General features: G+C 70.9%; 17 protein-coding genes. 1 reads left to right on the top strand and 16 read right to left on the bottom strand.

Features of this window, described 5'->3' with window-relative positions; all coding sequences use genetic code 11:
- Positions 1-20 precede the first annotated feature (20 nt).
- Positions 21-3563, bottom strand: a complete 3543-nt coding sequence (gene dnaE / locus O7553_RS16145; protein ID WP_281550585.1) for a DNA polymerase III subunit alpha — start codon at positions 3561-3563, stop codon at positions 21-23.
- Positions 3564-3755: 192 nt separating this feature from the next.
- On the opposite strand from dnaE, the gene O7553_RS16150 reads away from it, so the two are divergent.
- Positions 3756-5321: a hypothetical protein gene (locus tag O7553_RS16150; protein WP_281550586.1), complete on the top strand. Its 1566-nt coding sequence runs from the start codon at positions 3756-3758 to the stop codon at positions 5319-5321.
- 27 nt (positions 5322-5348) lie between these two features.
- On the opposite strand, the gene O7553_RS16155 is transcribed toward O7553_RS16150, so the two are convergent.
- From O7553_RS16155 to murG, 15 genes are all read right to left on the bottom strand, one after another.
- On the bottom strand, positions 5349-6833 hold the full coding sequence (locus O7553_RS16155) for an AAA family ATPase (protein WP_281555626.1): 1485 nt from the start codon (positions 6831-6833) through the stop codon (positions 5349-5351).
- A 190-nt stretch (positions 6834-7023) separates the two neighbouring features.
- The gene (locus O7553_RS16160) at positions 7024-8280 is read right to left on the bottom strand and encodes a hypothetical protein (RefSeq protein ID WP_281550587.1); all 1257 of its coding nucleotides are present in this window, start codon (positions 8278-8280) and stop codon (positions 7024-7026) included.
- Positions 8281-8339: 59 nt separating this feature from the next.
- On the bottom strand, positions 8340-9281 hold the full coding sequence (locus O7553_RS16165; protein WP_281550588.1) for an RluA family pseudouridine synthase: 942 nt from the start codon (positions 9279-9281) through the stop codon (positions 8340-8342).
- Positions 9278-9802 (bottom strand): signal peptidase II, encoded by a 525-nt coding sequence (lspA, locus tag O7553_RS16170; protein ID WP_281550589.1) that lies wholly within the window; start codon positions 9800-9802, stop codon positions 9278-9280. The genes O7553_RS16165 and lspA overlap by 4 nt, the downstream gene beginning before the upstream one ends.
- 155 nt (positions 9803-9957) lie before the next feature.
- On the bottom strand, positions 9958-10377 hold the full coding sequence (locus O7553_RS16175) for a TraR/DksA family transcriptional regulator (RefSeq protein WP_281555627.1): 420 nt from the start codon (positions 10375-10377) through the stop codon (positions 9958-9960).
- A gap of 420 nt (positions 10378-10797) precedes the next feature.
- Positions 10798-11157 (bottom strand): DUF167 domain-containing protein, encoded by a 360-nt coding sequence (locus tag O7553_RS16180; protein ID WP_281550590.1) that lies wholly within the window; start codon positions 11155-11157, stop codon positions 10798-10800.
- 18 nt (positions 11158-11175) lie between these two features.
- Positions 11176-11748 (bottom strand): hypothetical protein, encoded by a 573-nt coding sequence (locus O7553_RS16185; protein WP_281550591.1) that lies wholly within the window; start codon positions 11746-11748, stop codon positions 11176-11178.
- A gap of 52 nt (positions 11749-11800) precedes the next feature.
- Entirely contained in the window at positions 11801-12607 is an 807-nt protein-coding gene (locus O7553_RS16190; protein ID WP_281550592.1) for a DivIVA domain-containing protein, read from the bottom strand.
- Positions 12608-12647: 40 nt separating this feature from the next.
- Positions 12648-12953: a YggT family protein gene (locus O7553_RS16195; RefSeq protein WP_123602596.1), complete on the bottom strand. Its 306-nt coding sequence runs from the start codon at positions 12951-12953 to the stop codon at positions 12648-12650.
- Positions 12954-12978: 25 nt separating this feature from the next.
- Positions 12979-13677 (bottom strand): cell division protein SepF, encoded by a 699-nt coding sequence (gene sepF / locus O7553_RS16200; protein WP_281550593.1) that lies wholly within the window; start codon positions 13675-13677, stop codon positions 12979-12981.
- Positions 13678-13863: 186 nt separating this feature from the next.
- On the bottom strand, positions 13864-14604 hold the full coding sequence (locus O7553_RS16205) for a YggS family pyridoxal phosphate-dependent enzyme (RefSeq protein ID WP_281550594.1): 741 nt from the start codon (positions 14602-14604) through the stop codon (positions 13864-13866).
- The gene (ftsZ, locus tag O7553_RS16210) at positions 14601-15719 is read right to left on the bottom strand and encodes a cell division protein FtsZ (RefSeq protein ID WP_278170190.1); all 1119 of its coding nucleotides are present in this window, start codon (positions 15717-15719) and stop codon (positions 14601-14603) included. The genes O7553_RS16205 and ftsZ overlap by 4 nt, the downstream gene beginning before the upstream one ends.
- A 289-nt stretch (positions 15720-16008) precedes the next feature.
- On the bottom strand, positions 16009-16746 hold the full coding sequence (locus tag O7553_RS16215; RefSeq protein WP_348650112.1) for an FtsQ-type POTRA domain-containing protein: 738 nt from the start codon (positions 16744-16746) through the stop codon (positions 16009-16011).
- Between the two features lie 218 nt (positions 16747-16964).
- Entirely contained in the window at positions 16965-18398 is a 1434-nt protein-coding gene (murC, locus tag O7553_RS16220; protein WP_281550596.1) for a UDP-N-acetylmuramate--L-alanine ligase, read from the bottom strand.
- A gap of 21 nt (positions 18399-18419) precedes the next feature.
- Positions 18420-19526, bottom strand: a complete 1107-nt coding sequence (gene murG / locus O7553_RS16225) for an undecaprenyldiphospho-muramoylpentapeptide beta-N-acetylglucosaminyltransferase (RefSeq protein ID WP_281550597.1) — start codon at positions 19524-19526, stop codon at positions 18420-18422.
- Positions 19527-19564: the final 38 nt, after the last annotated feature.

Here is a 19564-nt window from a genome sequence, read left to right on the forward strand (position 1 = left end):
CGTCGATCCTCTCGCAGATCTCAGCCGGCCACGGCGGTGGGGCCGAGGAGCGCCTTGAGGTCTGCCATCAGGGCGGTGGTCGGGGCGACCCGGTGCGGGCCGAGGCGCAGCAGGGTGGCGCGGCCGCCGTTGACGAGTTTGACGTGCACCTCGGCCGAGCCGGGGTGGCTGGTCAGCACGTCGCGGAGGCTGTCGACCAGGGGTGGGGTGCAGCGGGCCGGGGACAGTGCGATCACGATGGGTTTGATCTCGTCGGCGGAGGTGATCTCCGGTACGGACAGGTCCATCGCCATCAGCCGGGGCTGGTCGTCGCGTCGGTCGACCCGGCCCTTCACCACGACGATGGCGTCCTCGGCGATGTACTGGCCGACGAGTTCGTAGGTGTTCGGGAAGAACAGCACCTCGACGGCGCCGCCCAGGTCCTCCAGGGTGGCCGACGCCCACGCCCGGCCCTGTTTGGTGATCCGCCGCTGCACCCCGGAGAGGATGCCGGCGAGGTTGACCACGGTGCCGTCGGCGACCGCGCCGTCCTCGGACAGGGCGGCGATGGACATGTCCGCAGCGTTGGCGAGGACGTGCTCGACACCGAACAGCGGGTGGTCGGAGACGTACAGGCCGAGCATCTCCCGTTCGAAGGTGAGCAGGTCGGTCTTGTCCCACTCGCCGTCCGGGATCGGTGGGGTGACCACCATCGGACCCGCGCCGCCGCCGGCCGGGTCGGCGGCGCCGAACGCGTCGCCGAACAGGTCGTACTGGCCGACCGCCTCGTTGCGTTTGAGGTCCATGAACGAGTCGATCGCGTCGGCGTGCACGGTCAGCAGGCCCCGGCGGGTGTGCCCCAGCGAGTCGAACGCCCCCGCCTTGATCAACGACTCGACGGTACGTTTGTTGCAGGCCACCGCGTCGACCTTGCGCAGGAAGTCGTAGAAATCGGTGTAGGCGCCCTTGTCCTTGCGGCACCGGGCGATCGCGTCGACCACGTTCGTACCCACGTTACGCACGGCGGCCAGGCCGAACCGGATGTCGGCGCCGACGGCGGTGAACCGGGCCCCGGAGGCGTTCACGTCCGGCGGCAGCACCTTGATCTTCATCCGCCGGCACTCGGCCAGGTAGACGGCGGCCTTGTCCTTGTCGTCGCCGACGCTGGTCAGCAACGCGGCCATGTACTCGGCCGGGTAGTTGGCCTTGAGGTACGCCGTCCAGTAGGACACCAGGCCGTAGCCGGCGGTGTGCGCCTTGTTGAACGCGTAGTCGGAGAACGGGACCAGGATGTCCCACAGCGTCTTGATCGCCTCGTCGGAGTAGCCGTTGTCCCGCATGCCCTGCGAGAACGGCACGTACTCCTTGTCCAGGATCTCCTTTTTCTTCTTACCCATCGCCCGACGCAGCAGGTCCGCGGCGCCGAGCGTGTAGCCGGCCAGCTGCTGGGCGATCGCCATGACCTGCTCCTGGTAGACGATCAACCCGTAGGTGTCGCCCAGGATGTCGGCGAGGGGTTCGGCCAGCTCGGGGTGGATCGGCACCACCGGTTTACGGTTGTTCTTACGGTCGGCGTACTCGTTGTGCGCGTTGGCGCCCATCGGACCCGGCCGGTACAGGGCGAGGACGGCGGAGATGTCCTCGAAGTTGTCCGGCACCATCGAGCGCAGCAGCGACCGCATCGGCCCGCCGTCGAGCTGGAACACCCCGAGCGTGTCACCACGGGCGAGCAGCTCGTAGGCGCGCTTGTCGTCCAGCGGCAGATCCTCCAGGACCAGGTTGAGGTTCTGGTTCTCGGCGATCCCGGCCAGGCAGTCGTCCATCACGGTCAGGTTGCGCAGCCCGAGGAAGTCCATCTTCAGCAGGCCGATGGACTCACACGCGCCCATGTCCCACTGGGTGATGATCGCCCCGTCCTGCTCCCGCTTCTGAATCGGCAGCACGTCCACCAAGGGGTCGCGGGACAGGATCACCCCGGCCGCGTGCACCCCCCACTGCCGTTTCAGCCCCTCCAGGCCCTTGGCCGTGTCGACGATCTTGCGGACCTCGCCGTCGGACTCGTACAGCCCCCGGAACTCCACCGCCTCCGGGTAGCGCGGGTGTTTCGGGTCGAAGATGCCGGTCAGCGGGATGTCCTTGCCCATCACCGGCGGCGGCATCGCCTTGGTGATCCGGTCACCCATCGCGAACGGGTAGCCGAGCACCCGCGCCGCGTCCTTGATCGCGGCCTTCGCCTTGATCGTGCCGTAGGTGATGATCTGGGCGACCCGCTCCTCGCCGTACCGCTCGGTCGCGTAGCGGATCATGTCACCGCGGCGACGCTCGTCGAAGTCCATGTCGATGTCCGGCATCGACACCCGGTCCGGATTCAGGAACCGCTCGAACAGCAGGCCGTGCGGGATCGGGTCCAGCTCGGTGATGCCCAGGGCGTACGCGATCAGCGCCCCGGCCGCCGAACCACGGCCCGGACCGACCCGGATCCCCTCCCGCTTGGCGTAGTGCACCAGGTCCGCGGTCACCAGGAAGTAGCCCGGGAAACCCATCTTGAGGATCACGTCGAGCTCGTACTCGGCCTGCCGGCGGTGCCCGTCGGGCACCCCACCCGGGAAGCGGCGCTCCAGCCCCCGCAGCACCTCGGCCCGCAGGAACGACTCCTCGGTCTCCCCGGCCGGCACCGGGAACTGCGGCATCAGGTCCCGGGAGGCGAACAACGCCGAATAGTCGCCGATCTTCTCGGCGATCTCGAGGGTGTTGTCACACGCCCCCGGCACCTCGGCGTCCCACAGTTTCCGCATGTCCGCCGCGGATTTGAGATAGAAGTCGCGGGCGTCGAACTTGAACCGTTTCGGGTCCGCCATCGTCGAACCGGACTGGACACACAGCAGCACCTCGTGCGCGTCCGCGTCGCGTTCATGGGTGTAGTGCAGATCATTGGTCGCGACCGGTTTGAGATTCAACCGCTTACCGAGCCGGATCAGATCATCCCGGACCCGGGTCTCGATACCCAGTCCGTGATCCATCAACTCCAGGTAGAAATTGTCGGCACCGAAAATGTCGCGGAATTCGGCCGCCGACGCGCACGCCTTCTCGAAGTCACCGATCCGCAACCAGGTCTGGACCTCGCCGGACGGGCACCCCGTGGTCGCGATGATCCCCTTGCCGTACTCGTTCAGCAGTTCCCGGTCCGCACGCGGCTTGTAGAAGTACCCCTCCAGGCTCGCCCGCGAGCCCAGCCGGAACAGGTTACGCAGGCCGTCCGCGTCCGCCGCCAGCATCGTCATGTGGGTGTACGCGCCACCACCGGAGACGTCGTTCTCTCCGCCGTCGGCCCACCGTACCCGGGTCCGGTCCCGACGGTCCGTCCCGGGTGTGAGATATGCCTCCAACCCGATGATCGGTTTCACCCCGGCGCCGGTCGCCTGCTTGAAGAAGTCGTACGCGCCGAAAAGATTGCCGTGGTCGGTCATCGCCAGGGCCGGCATTTCCAGACGGTTGGCCTCGGCGAACAGTTCCTTCAACCGGGCCGCTCCATCGAGCATCGAATACTCTGTGTGCACGTGCAGGTGCACAAAACTATCGGACACCGACCCGGCCCCCTTCTCCCGTCCCGGCACGACCAGCGAACCCTATCGTGTCGCCAGCGGCCCCGCACCGAGGCGCGCGGGGACCGCAGCCGCACGGCCGGCACGACTTTCACTCGCCCCCGACTCACGACACTCCCAGGAGAGTACGAGCTCCACCCGACAACACTGTCAGCGAGGGTTTACCGTCTCTGTGTGAACACAGCCAGACAGATACCCACATTTCGCTCCAGGTTGGCCGGCATCGGCGTCGAGACGCTGGTCAGCATCGGTGCCGCGTTCGGGTTCCTGGCCTGGAGCAAAGACATAGATGTCGATCCACTGGACCGGAAAGGGCAGGTGAGCGGTCTGGCAGCACTCCAGCTCCGGTTCGCGGTGCTGGCCGGCGTGCTGGTCGTTGCGATGGTGCTGATGCACCGGCTGCTCGCCGCTGCGCACCGGCCGTACGTCGTCCGGGCCGGCTGCGCCGCAGTCGCCGGGCTCGCCACCGGGCTCGTCGCCGGTGGGATCGCGGTGGCACTGCGCGGCACCCGGCTGCCGCTGTGGGCCGGCGGCGGCGACTACCAGTGGATCCTCGAGTGGACCGCCGCGTTGTGGTCCGGGCAGGACATATCCGACCACTACCCACCAGTCGTCTTCTGGGTGATCGGGGCCTGGGCGCGGTTGACCGACCAGCCGCACGTCCTCGCCCTCAAGGACCTCCAACTGGCCGGTACGGCTCTGTTCGGCCCGGCCGCCTATCTGGCCTGGCGACTGGTGCTGCGTCCGCTCTGGGCGGTGACCGTCGGGGTGCTGGCGATGCTGCCGATGATCGAACCGGTCAAGCCGTACCCGCAGATCACCCTGGTGATGCTGATCCCGGTACTGGTGAGATTCCTGTCGACGGTCCGCCGGGCCGACCGGATGACCGACCGCCGGGCGCTGCTGGCCGGTGCGGTGGCCGGGGTCGGACTCGGGCTGCTCTTCCTGCTCTACTCCGGATGGTTCGTCTGGTGCGCCGGCGGCATGCTGGTGGCCGTCGCGCTGGCCGCCCCGTGGCGGGCCGGCTGGCGGTCGATCCTACTGCTCGGCGGCGCAACCCTGGTCAGCTTCGTGCTGGTCGGATGGGTGCATCTGCGCGGCCTGCTCGCCCCGACCGGCGGCACCTCCGACGACTACTTCTATTTCGACACCGACACCGAGCCGGCGTACATCGCGATGTGGCGCAACGACCGGCCGGCCGACGTCGGCCCGGTCTGGCCGCCGGTCGGCGAACTCGGCGGGGTCGGACTGTTCACCCTGCTGCTCGCCGCCGGGCTCGGGCTGGCCCTCGCGCTGGCCTGGCGGCGCAGCATCGTGATCGCCCTCGGCGCGTGCGCGGCCAGTGCCTGGTTCCTGCGGATGTGGCTGGCCAGCGAGCAGTGGGAGACCCAGACCGTACGGCTGTATCCGCGGACCACCGCAGTGGTGCTCTACTGCCTGCTGATCCTCACCGGATTCGGTGTGCTGCTCGCCGTCCAGCACTGGCGCGGCCGCACCGGCGCCGCCGCCCCGGGCCGGGAGCCGACCGTACCGGTCGGGTTGCTGCTCGTGCCGCTGCTGTTCGTGCTCGCCTCCGCCGGGTCCGCCACCGTCGACCGGTACATGCCCGACGAGCGGACCAACCACGCCGGCTACTTCGCGTGGATCGCACACACGACGCCCGACCCGGACGGCCGGTGCTCCCGCTGGGGTGTGGCGCACGGCTGCCAGCCGACAGCCGACCGGGTGCCAGCGGACTGACCAGGGGCCAGCGGGACGGGCCCGGACTCAGCGGACGAACGGCTCCAGCATCATCGCGGCCGCCTGCAGCCATGCCTGCCGCGTCTCCGGCTGCAACTGCACGTACTCGATCGACGACCCGGTTTCCAGGGCCGGGTCGTAGGGCACCACGGCCACCGCCCGGGTCCGGGTGGCGAAGTGCCGGCGCAGGTCGTCGAGCAACGGCATCGGCCCCGGACTCGGGCAGGACAGCAAGGTCACCGCGTTGCGCACCAGGTCGCCCATGCCGACATCGTCCAGCAGGTCCAGCATCCAGTCCGCGGTGAACGCCGCGTCCTCCCGGGGCACGCAGGTGACCACCAGCTGATCGGCGGCCTGCAGGACGGTCTGCCAGTTGGCGCTCTCCACGTTGTTGCCGGTGTCCACACAGATCACGTCGTGGGTCCGGCGGAGCAGCTCCAGCACCCGCCGGACGGTGTGCGGGTCGAGCCGCTGCGCGAACCGAGGGCTCTCCTCACCGGCGAGTACGTCGTACGAGCCGTCGGAGGCGTGCCGGAGGTAGTCGTCGAGCCGGTCGGTCAGCTCGTAGCCGTGCGAGCCCTCGATCTCCACCAGATCGGAGATCAGATGGCGGATGGTCCGGGCATGACGGGCGCTGCCGGCCCGCAGTCCGAGCGTGCCGCGCAGTTCGTTGTCGTCCCAGGCGAGCACCCCACGGCCACGGACGCTACCGATCGTCGCCGCAGCGAGCACGGTCGCCGTCGTCTTGTGCACCCCGCCCTTCGGATTGGCGAACGCCAGCACCCGCGGTATGCCGAGGTTGCGACGCAGGATGCCGGTGGCCCGGTCGACCTCCGCGTCGGGCCGGCTCTCCCGCCACTCGATCCGTGCCGGGTATCCGCCACCGCCGTCCGGGCCCGGCGGGTACCCCGGCCCCGGCCCAGGTCCGCCCCGGCGCGGCGGCTCGGCGGCCGGCGGGTAGCCGCCGACCTCGGGGCCGCCCGGGAAGCCCTGTTCCGATGGTGGCGGCACACTCGGGCGCACCGGCCGAGCGGCCCGGTCCGCAGGGTGGCCGGGCATCACCGGATAGCCGGGCGGGTAGCCACCCGGGGCGGCCGGAGCCGGCGGCGGCGCCAGGGCGGCGTACCGTCCGGCGGCCGGCGCCGGCGGTCCCTGGTCGGCCGGATAGCCATGATCAGCCGGATCGGCGGGATAGCCGGGGTGGCCGAGGGTCGAGGGGTGACCGGGACCGGCCGGATGGCCGGAGTCGCCCATCCAACTGCCACCGGTGGAATGCCCCGGCTCCGGATGGTGACCCGGCACCTGCGCGATGCCGTTGGGCACCTGGGCCGTGCCGCGACCATTCTCCCGCGACCGGGGCGCCGCCCCGTTGGGGTCCGCCACCTCAGGCTGCTCACCGGTACGGCCACCGAGGCGTGCCCGGTCGAGCAGCGCGCGCCAGCGCGGCGCTGGTTCGGCAGGCCGGCCCCAGCCGGACTCGGTGCCCTCCACGGCTCGCCCTCCCAGCGCTATCGGTCCCCGCCTGACAGGCTACGAAGCTAGACCTGTTCAGGCCACACCGCCAAAGGCCCGTTGTTCGGCCCGACCGGCCATCTCTACCGGACTCCCCCGGTCCGGTCACCGCAGCCGTCACCCGACGAGGAGCGTGGCGGCACCGGGGGTAGCGTACGGAACCGGGACACCGGTGGTCGATACCGGCCCGCTACCAAGATTCACCGGTGGGGTGCCCCGGGCAGACCGGCGGTCCGCCGGTGGCCGGCGACGCGCCGGTCGGTGACGGGGTACAGCCGGACGGCGTGCCAGCCGTCGCGGCCGGACGGCCCGGCCCGTTGGTCGACCGGCCCGCCGGGGCCGGGGTCGGGCGCCCCGACCCCGCCGGCGACGGGTCAGCCCTACCTGCCGGGTTTCCCGGACCGACCGGCGACGTGTCGACACCGTCCCGGCCGCCGTCGTCGGCGTCCGGGGCGGAATCGGCGCTGCCCGGGGTGGACTCACGGTCGGGTGCGGAACTGGTCCGCCCAGCTGACCCCGCGTCCGGGTCGCCGTCGGTCGCCGGAGCAACACTGGTCGGGCCGCCGCCGACCTTGGTGTCGGCCGCACCGCCCGGCTCGGCGGCCGGAACATCGAACGGCAACCCGCTGCTGGTGAGCGCGGCGTCGCCGACCGGCACCACCTCGTCGTACTCAGGTAGCGGAGGCAGGAACACCGCCCGGTCCAGGCGGCGGACCTCGGGCGCCGGATCGACGACCCGGATCTCGGCCAGGCGGGCCAGCCTGCGCAGATCGACCGGGACGCCCTGCACCACCGCCGCGAACACGCAGGCGCAATGGTCACGGTAGGCGGCGGCCTCGGCGGTGGCCACCCGGGCGCCCTTGTCGTAGGCCAGCCACTGGTCAAGATCGGCTGCCCGGCCGAGTTCGGCGACCCGGCGTCGGTAGTCGGTCGCCTGCCTGCTCTTGCGCTCGGCGACCTGTTCCATCCCGGTCAGCACGTCCTCGGGCAGCTGAAAGGCCGGCATCCGGATCACCTGGGTCTTCTCCCGTCCCAGCGGAACCCGGGTGTACACCTCCACGGCAGACACTCCGGACAGGACAGCGGCGAGCCGGTCGGGTGCCAGATACCCGTTGAAGGTTGCCAGGGCGTAGTTGTCGCCGGTCGACCCGGCAGGTGCCGGACCCTCCGGCAAGGTGGCCAGCTCGCCGCGTACCGCCCGGAGGTAGTCCGGTATGGACTCACCCTCGGCTACTCCCACCTGCACGACGTCGTCCACCGCGCGAACGGCGCCGTCGTCGTGATCCACCGCCCAGACGGCGGCGACCAGCACCGCGCTGATCGACACCCCGGCCACCCCGGCGAGCAACTGGGGACGGACCGGTCGCTGCGCGAGCCGGACGGCGGCGTCCGCCAGGACCGGCAGCAGCCGTCGGTCGATTCGCCGCAACAGGTCGCCGGCACGCACGGGCGACTCCCCTTTCCCGATGGCGGGTGGACGCTGAGTGACCGCGTGTTCGCCGGCTCTCAATCGCCGAGCACGGCCAGGGCACGCTTCAAGTCGTCAGGGTAGTCGCTGTGGAAGCGAACTTCCTCCGCCGTACGGGGGTGTAGGAAACTGAGCGCACGGGCATGCAACCACTGGCGGGTCAGTCCGAGTCGGACGGCGAGTGTCGGATCCGCACCGTACGTCAGGTCACCTACGCACGGGTGCCGCAGCGCGGAGAAGTGCACCCGGATCTGGTGGGTACGGCCGGTCTCCAGGCGGATGTCGACCAGACTGGCGGCAGGGAAGGCCTCGACCGTCTCGTAGTGGGTGACGCTCGGCTTGCCACCCGAGACCACCGCCCACCGGTAGTCGTGGGTGGGATGGCGGTCGATCGGGGCGTCGATGGTCCCGCGCAGCGGGTCGAGGTGCCCCTGCACGACGGCGTGATAGCGCTTGTCCACCTCGCGTTCCTTGAACGCGCGTTTGAGCACCGAGTACGCGTGCTCGCTCTTGGCCACCACCATCAGGCCGCTGGTGCCGACGTCGAGCCGGTGCACGATGCCCTGGCGTTCGGCCGCGCCACTGGTCGCGATGGTGTGACCGGCCGCCGCCAGACCGGCCAGCACGGTCGGGCCGGTCCACCCGGGGCTCGGGTGCGCCGCCACGCCCACCGGCTTGTCCACCACGACGATGTCCTCGTCGGCGTACTCGACCCGCAGTCCGTCGACCGGTTGGGCGATCACCACCGGAGCCGTGACGGGCGCCGGCAGGACCACCTCCAGCCAGGCGCCGGCACTCACCCGGTCGGACTTGTGCCGGGTGACCCCGTCCACCTCGGCGTCGCCGGACTCCACCAGCGCGGCGGCCGCGGTGCGGGACAGTCCGAACAGCCGGGAGACAGCCTGATCGAGCCGGGTGCCGTCGAGCCCATCGGGCACCGGCAGCGACCGTCGCTCCCCATGGCGGGCAGGTGTGGTCAACGGTCCACCTTTCCGGACAGCCGGCGGCCGTCGCGCTGTCGGCCGGTCAGTTCCAGCAGTACGGCGAGGAGTACGCCGACGACCAACGCGCTGTCGGCCACATTGAAGATCGGGAAGACCTGGCCGTACGGGTGGAAGACGCTGAACATGTCCACCACGTGGCCGAGGAGGGGTCCGGGGGCGCGGAACATCCGGTCCAGGAAGTTGCCGAGCGCCCCACCGAGGATCAGCCCGAGCGCCACCGCCCAGGGCAGCGACCGCAGCCCTCTGGTCAACCAGCCGATCCAGCCGACGACCGCCACGGTGACCAGCGGGAATATCCAGGTGTAGTCGGATCCGAGGCTGAACGCCGCACCACTGTTGCGGATCAGCGTCAGGTAGAGGGCACCACCCAGCAGGCGGACCGGTTCCCGGTCGGTGAGGGCGCTGATCGCCCACTGTTTCGCGCCGAGGTCGACGAGCAGTGCCGCCGCCGCGACCAGGGCGAAGACCCACAGCGCACGTCGGCCGGTGCCCGTCACCGGCGAGCCGGTGACGGGCGTGCCATCGCCCCCAGGTGCTGGCGGGGCGTCGCCACCGGCGTTCGGAACGTCCGGGCGCGGATCGCTGTCGGCGGACAGACGCCTCTCCCTTCTCAGTGGAGCGGCTCGCCCACGTCGGGCCCGTCACCGCCCGGCTAGCGCCGCTCCTCGATCTGCTTGCAGGACACGCAGAGGGTGGCCGAGGGGAAGGCGGCGAGCCGCTCGACCGGAATGTCCGTGCCGCACCGCTCACACCAGCCGTAGTTGCCCTCGTCCAGCCGCTCCAGCGCCCGCTCCACCTGGTTGATGCGGTCCAGGATGCTCCTGGCGAGGGAAATCTCCTGCTCCCGCTCGAACGTCTTGGTGCCGGTGTCGGCCTGGTCGTCGCCGGCCGAGTCGGTCAGCCGTTCCCGCTGCAGCTCGGTGATCTCGCTCAGCGTCTGATCATACTCGGCTCGCAACTCGTCCCGACGGGCCTGCAGGGCAATCTGGATCTTGGTGGTCTCGGCCGCGCTGCGCGGTGCCCGGGCCACTCGTCCGCGGGCGGCGGTCTTCGTGTCGGCTGGCTTCGCCATCGTCGCTCCCTCGGCCGCGTCACCCGCGGCGATCGGCAGTGCCTGTACGGGATCCTCCGGCGTCGGCAGGCCGGACGGTACGCGGCGCGGCGTCGTGGACGGGGTCACCCGACCCGTCCGGCGCCTCGCTTCCGTCAGCTCGGCCATGCTGCCCCCAAAGCACAAAACGGGCGTACAACGGGTCCGTTGCACACTCCGGAGATTCGCAAGGATACGGAACGTGAAGACATCCGACAACAATGGCACAGCTTTCGTCCGGTGATGCACCGATTTGACTGGCCAGCTTGAGCGGCAGGGGACGGTGGCGGGGCACAGGCCGGCATATCACCCAAGAAGGACATTCGCCGGGCCTCATCGAGGAAGCGCGCGACGTGGTCGAGGTGTCGGCGCTCGGCCGTTTCATCCGTCCCGCAGACGTCTTCAGCCGTCCCGCAGACGTCGCAGCCGAGCGTCCAGCACCTCAGCCTCGTCGGCGGTCACGGTGTCCACCTTGAACAGCTTGTCCCGACTGGCGGCACCCGCCCGTAGCGTGATCCGCCGGGTAGGCACCTCGAGCGCAGCCGCGAGCGCATGCCGGGCCGCCTCCGTCGCACGACCGTCCACCGCCGGGGCAGTGACCGCGACGACCAGCGCTGGTCCCTGTGAGCCGGGGTGGCAACCACCGATCCGGGCCCGGGAGGCGCCGGGCTTGACCCGGACGGCGACCACCAGGTCGGTCTCCGGACGCCCGCCGGCACCGGCGGCCGGCCGGGTGGGCCGGCGGCTGCTCGAACGGGACATGAACCGAACGCCGCCTGTTCAGACGCGGCCGGACTCGGCCAGCAGGGTCCGGTTCGGCTGGCAGAGCCCACAAGGCGTGAATCCGAGCTCCAGGGCCTCGCGCACCGGCAGCGGCTCACCGTCCCTGGCCACCAGATACAGGCAGCTCGCCAGGTGGTAACGAGGCCGTCCGTCGACCACGATCACTTCGGCATCGAGCCCGGCGAGCCGGGCGTGATCGGTCTCACCCGTCTCCTCGACCGCTGGCTCGTCGGGCGGGCCGTCGTCGGCCGCCCCGCCGCCGAGATGGTCATCGGCCGGATCGGTCGGCTGCCGACCGACCGGCGCGGCGGATGACCATTGACCGGCCCCCTGTACCGGATCGGAGTCAACGCCGAACTCCGGACGGGACAGCGGCTCCGGGTCGACCGAGCCGACGCGTCCGTCCCCTGCTCGGGCCGCAGCGGCCTGCCTGGCACCGACCACGAGAGCAACCGCCGCGAGCAGACTGGCGACGATCGAGCCGACCAGCAGCAGGCTGGACCCGCTCGCCAGGCCGAGCACAAGCAGGGTGACGGCGACGAGGATGAGCACCAGACTTGCCACTATCACGGCTCACCCCCGCCGCATCGTTGCTGACGTACCCCCCGCGAGAGGCTCGGCCTCAGCGGCCGGCCTCCAGCGCACCGGACCGGCCACCGCCGTAGGAGCTGGCCAGGCCGGCGGTCGCCAGACCACCACCGCCCGAAGCGGAGCGACCGCCCTCGACCCGCCCCATCTCGGCCTCGAGGCCCTGCCCGCGACCGTCCAGGTCGCGCAGCTGGCTCTCCAGGTACGCCTTGAGCCGGGTGCGGTACTCCCGCTCGAACTGCTTGAGCTCCTCGATGTGCTTCTGCAGCGCGGTGCGCTTGGCGTCCAGGCCACCCATCGCCTCCTGGTGGCGCTGTCGCGCGTCCCGCTCCAGCGCGTCGGCCTTGGCCCGCGCCTCGCGGGTGACCTCCTCGGCCTTGGTGCGGGCGTCGGTAAGCAGCTTGTCCGCTTCCCGGCGGGCGTCGGAGACGTGGTCGTCCGCCGTCCGCTGGGCCATCATCAGCACCCGCAGCGCCTGCTGCTCGCCGTCGCCGCCGCCACCGACGGCCGGGCCACCGGCCGACCTGACCTGCTCCAGCTCGGCCTGCATGGCACGGGCGGCCTGCTCGGCGGCGGCCTTGTCCCGCTGTACGCGGTCGAGCTGGGCCTTCATGTCGTTGAGCTCCGCCGCGAGACGCGGGTCGGCGCCCGGGCCCGCCGGCCCGCCACGGCCGCCGCGCTCCACCTGGGCGCGTAGCTCGTTGTTCTCCTCGATCAGACGGGCGAGCTCACGCTCGACCTCGTCCAGGAAGGCGTCGACCTCCTCCTCGTCGTACCCCCGCTTGCCGATCGGAGGCTTTTTGAAGGCGACGTTGTGGACGTCGGCCGGGGTTAGCGGCATCGAAACTCCTCGGGTCAGTTGCGGCCGCGTAGCGCGCCGGTCAGTTGGTTGCCCTGATCAGCGGCTCCACCACGAACGTGATCAGCACGAACAGGATAACCAGGAGCACAAGGGAGGCCAGGTCGAAGCTCACGGTACCAATTCGCAGTGGTGGGATCACCCGCCTCAACGCCTTAAGGGGGGGATCAGTGACGCTCCACACCGATTCCAATCCGGCTGCGGCACCCCGACCGGGTTGCCAGCGTCGACCGTACTGAAGCACCGCGCTCAGGACAAACCTCGCCAACAGGGTGAGCAGAAAGACATACAACAGCAGATACAGGACTTGGAACAAGATCGACAACACGGCAGGCGAGATCCTCAGGTCAGGGCTAGCCCAGGCTGAAAAATCCACCCTCGGCTATCTTGGCCTTGTCCTCCGCGGTGACCTGGACGTTGGCCGGTGAGAGCAGAAACACCCGGTTGGTGACGCGTTCGATCGTACCGCGCAGACCGAACGCCAGACCGGCAGCGAAATCAACCAGACGGCGGGCGTCTGCCTCATCCATCTCGGTGAGGTTGATGATCACCGGCGTGCCGTCGCGGAAGTGCTCCCCGATCGTCCGGGCCTCCCGGTAGGTGGTCGGGTGCAGCGTGGTGATCTGGTACCGCTGCTCCTCCTCGGCGACGACCATCCGCTCCCGCACCGCAGGCTGCGGCGCCAGAGCCAGGTTGTCCCTGGTCGGGTAGCTGGCCGACGCAGCCTCGGCACCGGCCCGGGTGATCGATCGCACACTGGCGCGCTCGCCCCGGTCCGGATCCGGACCCCGGTGCTCCCGCTCGGCGGCCCGGTGCTCCCGCTCGGCGGCCCGGGCCTGCAGCCGCTCCGACGGCCGCAGCCGCTCCACCGGTGGCCGCGCGCGTGGTGGCGGGTCGTCCGGCTCCTCGTCGTCAGCGAACTCGTCAGCATACCTACTGTCACGATAGCGCGACTCTCGGTAGCTACCCTTGTCGTAGCCGTCGTCGTAGCCCTGGTCGTCGTCCTCCTCGACCAGGCCTAGCCAAACCCCCGCTTTGCGCAGTGCACCCATGCCGCGCCCCTCCGTCCGCCGTGCGGCACGCGCCCCCGCCGTGCCACTGTCGCGCGTGAACACTGCAGTGCCCACCGGTCCGAGCCGGCTCCCCGCCATGACCGGTGCGCGGTCACGGACGTCGACCCCCGACGACGGGGAGTCCGGCTCAAACAACACTGATGTAGTTTGGTATCCGCCGCCAGGCTACCGTAGCGTTGGGCGCTTTCCGAGCAACGCACTTCCGACACGGACATGTGTCGCGCCGGCGTCCACCGCCGCCTCCAGGTCGGCGCTCATCCCGGCAGAGACCATCCAGGCCTCCGGCGCGGCGGCTCTGAGCTGGGCAGACACCTCCGCCAGCCGGGCAAACGCCGGCTCCGGCGACTGGTCGAGCGGAGCCACTGCCATCACCCCGGCGAGTCGCAGATCGGACTTGCCCAGGACGCACTCGACCACCGGCCAGAAGCCGGTCACCGCATCCGCCGAGTCCGGCACCGCGCCACCACGCCCCGTCACGCCGTCCAGACTGACCTGGACCAGCACGTCGAGCGCCCGGCCACGCCCACTGGCGGCGGCGGCCAGGGCGCGGGCCAGGGGCACCCGGTCCACCGAGTGCACCAGGTCCGCGTAGCCCACCACCGACCGGCACTTGTTGCGCTGCAACTGGCCGACGAAGTGCCAGCGCAGTCCCGGCCCACCGGACGGACCCGCAGCCAGCTCGGCGACCTTGGCCGCCGCCTCCTGGTCCCGGTTCTCGCCGACGTCGGTGACCCCGAGCTCGGCCAGCAGCCGCACGTCGGCGGCTGGATAGGTCTTGGTCACCGCGATCAGCGTGACGCTGTCCGCCGACCGACCCGCCGCCGCCGTGGCGGCGGCAAGCCGGGACCGTACGGCGGTCAGCCGGTCGGCCAGTTCCGCACGTCGTCGTTCGGTGTCGACCGTCATGAGCCGTTCTTGAGAAAGTCCGGGACGTCGACGTCGTCGAAGAGCACCCGGCGGGTCTGCTGGGTCGGCGTCTGAGGCGCCGGGGCGACAGCCGGGCTGGTCGGCGCGGCCGGCGACACCGGTGCCGCCGGGACCTTACGCGGACCCTCGGCCGGCTTGTACGCGGGAGCCCCACCGTCGAAGCCGGCCGCGATGACGGTGACCCGCACCTCGTCGCCCAACGCGTCGTCGATAACCGCCCCGAAGATGATGTTGGCGTCGGCGTGCGCCGCGTCGGTGACCAGTTGCGCCGCGTCGTTGATCTCGAATAGGCCGAGATCGGAGCCACCGGCGATGGAGAGCAGCACCCCCCGGGCACCGTCCATGCTCTGCTCCAGCAGTGGGCTGGAGATCGCCGCCTCGGCCGCCTCGACCGCCCGGTTCTCGCCCCGGGCACTGCCGATCCCCATCAGCGCGCTGCCGGCCCCGCTCATCACGCTCTTGACGTCGGCGAAGTCCAGGTTGATCAGGCCGGGCGTGGTGATCAGGTCGGTGATGCCCTGGACACCGGAGAGCAGCACCTGGTCGGCCTGCCGGAAGGCGTCCATCATGCTGATCCCCCGGTCACCGAGGGCCAGCAGCCGATCGTTCGGGATGACGATCAGCGTGTCGCACTGGTTACGCAGCTCCTCGATGCCGGCCTCGGCCTGCACCTGGCGTCGCTTGCCCTCGAAGGAGAACGGCCGGGTGACCACACCGATCGTCAGAGCGCCGAGCTTGCGGGCGATGTTGGCCACCACCGGCGCCCCGCCGGTGCCGGTACCGCCGCCCTCACCGCAGGTGACGAAGACCATGTCGGCGCCCTTGAGCACCTCCTCGATCTCGTCGCGGTGGTCCTCGGCGGCGTTCTTGCCGACGTCCGGGTTCGCCCCGGCACCGAGCCCCCGGGTCAGCTCCCGGCCGACGTCGAGCTTGACGTCGGCGTCGCTCATCAGCAACGCCTGGGCGTCGGTGTTGATCGCGATGAACTCGACGCCCTTGAGGCCAACCTCGATCATCCGGTTGACGGCGTTGACTCCGCCTCCGCCGATGCCGACGACCTTGATGACCGCCAGGTAGTTGTGCGGAGGTGTCATCGGGGTGCCTTCCCTTCGAGAGTGGCGGGCGCCGGCCTGACCCGGCCCACTGGGACCACGGAGGACAGACCCGTCGGTACACGAGAGCGGGACGAACCCTCACCCTCTACTAGAGGCTTAGGGTTATGTCAACCACTGAACCTCTCCGGGCAACGTATGCGCACGTACCGCGTGATCCAAGGACCATGCTGGGCGTGTCGCGGGCCGCGCCGGGCCGAGCCAGTCTCGGCAGACCGTAATGTACCTTCTACACCGAGCCGTCCTGAAATCACCCAGACGACATGCCGGATCAGCGGATGGTCACCACATCCGGGGCACTGACGTCGATCACGCTGCCGTCCTGGACCAGCAACGCGTCGGCGACCCGGGCCTTGACCGCGTTCTCCGTGGCGTCACCCCAGATCACCACCCGGTCGTCGGCGAGCCGCAGCTCGATCCCGGCCGGGCCACTGACCACCATCTCCTCCAGTACCTCGCGCAGCTGGGCGGTCAGCGAGTCGAGCACCACGACCGCGTCGCGGACCAGCGCCTGGTCGAACTCGGCCGTCTCCAGCCGGACGACCGCCAGGTCGTCCGGGCGCGTGGCCAGTGTCCGGAAGGCCACCCCGGCCCCGTCGACCACCACGAACGCGTCGTCCTGGGGCACCACGGCGGCCGGCACCCGCTCCACCACGGTGATCACCACCGTACCCGGCCAGTCCCGGCTCGCCACCGCCCGCTCCACCGCGGCCAGGCCGGAGACCCGGCCGGCCACCGCGGCCAGATCCACCCGGGCCAGTGGGGTCCCCTGTGGAATCTGCGCGGCCTGCCGTACCTCCGACTCGGTCACCAGCGCCGCCCCCGCGACCCGGACCTGGTCCACGCCGAACACCGAGGTCGCCGAGACCACCCACCAGCCGACCGCGGCCAGGGCCGCCAGGCAGCCGGCCACCGCCCAGGGCAGCGCGGCCCGCAGCCGTCGTCGCCGGGCCCGGCGCATGAACCGCCGGACCGACGGCGGCACCGCCTCCCGGCTCGCCCGGACCAGCCGCCAGCGGCCGGTGGACCCGTCCGCGCCGCCCGGCTGGCGCCGGGTGTGCCCGGTGTCCGCTCCCGCCGGCCCGGACCGGGCGGCGGGCACCCCGGCACGACCGGTCCGACCTGCCGGCCGGACATCGCCCACCCGACCGGAACCCACCCGACCGGTGCCGGAGCGGCTGGAACCGGTCCGACCCGAGCCGGGCCGCGGCGAGCGACCAGCCGGGGTCATCCGGCGTCGGCCGCCGGACCGGCGAGCGCGGACAGCAGTTCGTCACCCAGCAACGAGATCGGTGGAGCGCCCATCGTGACCACCAGGTCACCCGGCCGGCAGCGGCGGACCACCTCCGGTGGGACATCCTCCCAGGACGGTACGAACACCTTACGATCGTCCGGCAACGGGACGTCCGCCGTCAGCGCCACCCCGCCCTCACCCGGCTCCCGCAGCTCACCCGGCCCGAACACCTCCATCACGATCACCTCGTCGGCGATCGCCAGGGCGGCGGCCAACTCGGCCTGCAGGTCCCGGGTGCGGTAGACCCGGTAGGGCTGGAACACCACCACCAGCCGACCGGCACCGGCGACCTCCCGCATGGTGTGCAGCGCCGCGGTCATCGACGTCGGATGGTAGGCGTACTCGTCGTAGACGGTGACGCCGCCGGCCGAGCCCTTGCGTTCGAACCGGCGACGAACCCCGGGGAACGCGCCCAGCGCGGCGACCGCGTCACTCAACGGCAGCCCGAGGCGCAGCGCGGTGAGCACCGAGGCGGCGCTGTTGAGCCCGAGATGCCGGCCGGGTACCGGCAGGGCGATCTCACCGAGCGGCGCGCCGTCCAGGGTGGCCAGGTAGCGGACCCCGGCCGCGGACGACGTGATCTCGGTCAGCCGAAGATCGGCGTCGGCGGACTCGCCGTAGGTGTGGACGGTCCGGCCCTCGTCGCGCAGCGCCTCGGTCAACTGCCGGGTTCCGGGGTTGTCCGCGCAGGTCACCACGAACCCGTCCGGATCGGTCAGCCCGGCGAACTCGGCGAAACCAGCGGCGAGCCCGGCCAGGTCACCGTACGTGTTCAGGTGGTCGGCGTCGATGTTGGTGATGATCGACACGAACGGGCGGTAGAGCAGGAACGAACGGTCACTCTCGTCGGCCTCGACGACGAAGTACTCGCCCGTACCGTGGTGGGCGTTCGAACCGACCTCGGAGATCTCGCCACCGATGACGAACGACGGGTCCTCGCCGGCCCGTTGCAGGGTCAGGGTCACCATCGAGGTGGTCGTGGTCTTGCCGTGGGTGCCGGCGACCGCGATGGTCCGCCGACCGGTCATCGCCGCCGCTAGGGCCTCCGACCGGTGCAGCACCCGCAGCCCACGCCGACGGGCGGCGGCCAGCTCCACGTGGTCGGCCGGGATGGCGGTGGAGTAGACCACCGTGTCCACCCCGTCGAGGTTGGCCTCCTCATGGCTCATGTGGATGGTGCCGCCGAGTGCCCGCAGCACCGCCAGCGACGGCCAGTCCCGCAGCTCGCTGCCGGTCACCGGGATCCCCCGGGTCAGCAGCAGGCGGGCCAGGCCGCTCATCCCGACCCCGCCGATACCGATCAGGTGTACGGTCCCCAGCTCCTCGGCGGTGAGCGTGCCGGTGGGGGCGAACTCGGTGATGTTCACGTGGTCACCTTCCCGTGCGGGTCATCGGGACACCGCCTCGTAGACGAAGTCGAGCAGCGCCTCGTCGCCGTCGCGGCGACCGTACCCGGCCGCTGCCGAGCCCATCGCAGCCAGCCGCTGCGGGTCGCGGGCCAACGGGACCACGACCTGCTCCACCCAGGCCGGGGTCAGTTCGGCGTCGTCGACGAGCAGACCACCGCCGGCCTCGACCACCGGCAGCGCGTTGCGCTTCTGCTCCTGGTTACTGTGCGGATAGGGAACGTAGACCGCGGGCAATCCGATCGCGGCGACCTCGGCGCAGGTCATCGCGCCCCCCCGGCAGACCATCAGGTCGGCTGCGGCGTACCCGAGCTCCATCTCCGACAGGTACGGCAGGGTCACGTACGGCACCGGCAGATCACTCGGCACCGAGACCGCCTCGTTGCGGGCACCGATCGCGTGCAGCACCTGGACGCCGGCCCGGGCCAGTTCCTTGGCCGCCCCGGAGACCGCCAGGTTGATCGACCGGGCGCCCTGGGAGCCACCGGAGACGAAGACCGTCGGCAGATCCGGGCGCAGCCCGAAGTGCGCTCGGGCGGCCTCCCGGGCGGCCACCCGGTCCAGCCCGGTGATGGACCGGCGCAGCGGCACCCCGACCACCCGGGCGTCGCGCAGCGACTCGGCCTGGACCGGCTGGTGTGGGAAGCCCACCGCGACGTGCTTGGTGAACTTCATGCCCATCCGGTTGGCCACGCCCGGCGGCACGTTCACCTCGTGCACCACGATCGGCATCTCGCGACGCCACGCCGCCAGGTAGGCCGGTACGGACACGTACCCGCCGAAGCCCACCACCACGTCGGCCCGCACCTCGTCGATGACCTTGCCGGCGGCGCGGGCGGCCTTGAACATCCGGTCTGGCGTACGCACAAGGTCCATGTTGACCGACCGGGGCAGCTGATGTGCGGGGATCAACCGCAGATCGTACCCTTTCGGCGGAATCAGCTCGTTTTCTAGCCCTTTCGGGGTACCGAGACAGGTGATCTGCACGCTCGGGTCGTGCCGGCGCAGACAGTCGGCGAACGCCAACAACGGGTAGATGTGCCCACCGGTCCCCCCACCTGCCAGCACCACCGATCGCAGCGGACCCATCAGCATCTCCTCTCGCTCGACTCGGTGGCCGCGCGGCG

The sequence above is a fragment of the Solwaraspora sp. WMMA2059 genome (assembly GCF_027497315.1).
Classification (GTDB): domain Bacteria; phylum Actinomycetota; class Actinomycetes; order Mycobacteriales; family Micromonosporaceae; genus Micromonospora_E.

Excerpts from the sequence above, each read along its gene's own strand:
- O7553_RS16175 (WP_281555627.1), bottom strand. The coding sequence starts at position 10,377 with ATGGCGAAGCCAGCCGACACGAAGACCGCCGCCCGCGGACGAGTGGCC.
- O7553_RS16180 (WP_281550590.1), bottom strand. The coding sequence starts at position 11,157 with ATGTCCCGTTCGAGCAGCCGCCGGCCCACCCGGCCGGCCGCCGGTGCC.
- O7553_RS16190 (WP_281550592.1), bottom strand. The coding sequence starts at position 12,607 with ATGCCGCTAACCCCGGCCGACGTCCACAACGTCGCCTTCAAAAAGCCT.
- sepF (WP_281550593.1), bottom strand. The coding sequence starts at position 13,677 with ATGGGTGCACTGCGCAAAGCGGGGGTTTGGCTAGGCCTGGTCGAGGAG.
- O7553_RS16205 (WP_281550594.1), bottom strand. The coding sequence starts at position 14,604 with ATGACGGTCGACACCGAACGACGACGTGCGGAACTGGCCGACCGGCTG.
- ftsZ (WP_278170190.1), bottom strand. The coding sequence starts at position 15,719 with ATGACACCTCCGCACAACTACCTGGCGGTCATCAAGGTCGTCGGCATC.
- murG (WP_281550597.1), bottom strand. The coding sequence starts at position 19,526 with ATGGGTCCGCTGCGATCGGTGGTGCTGGCAGGTGGGGGGACCGGTGGG.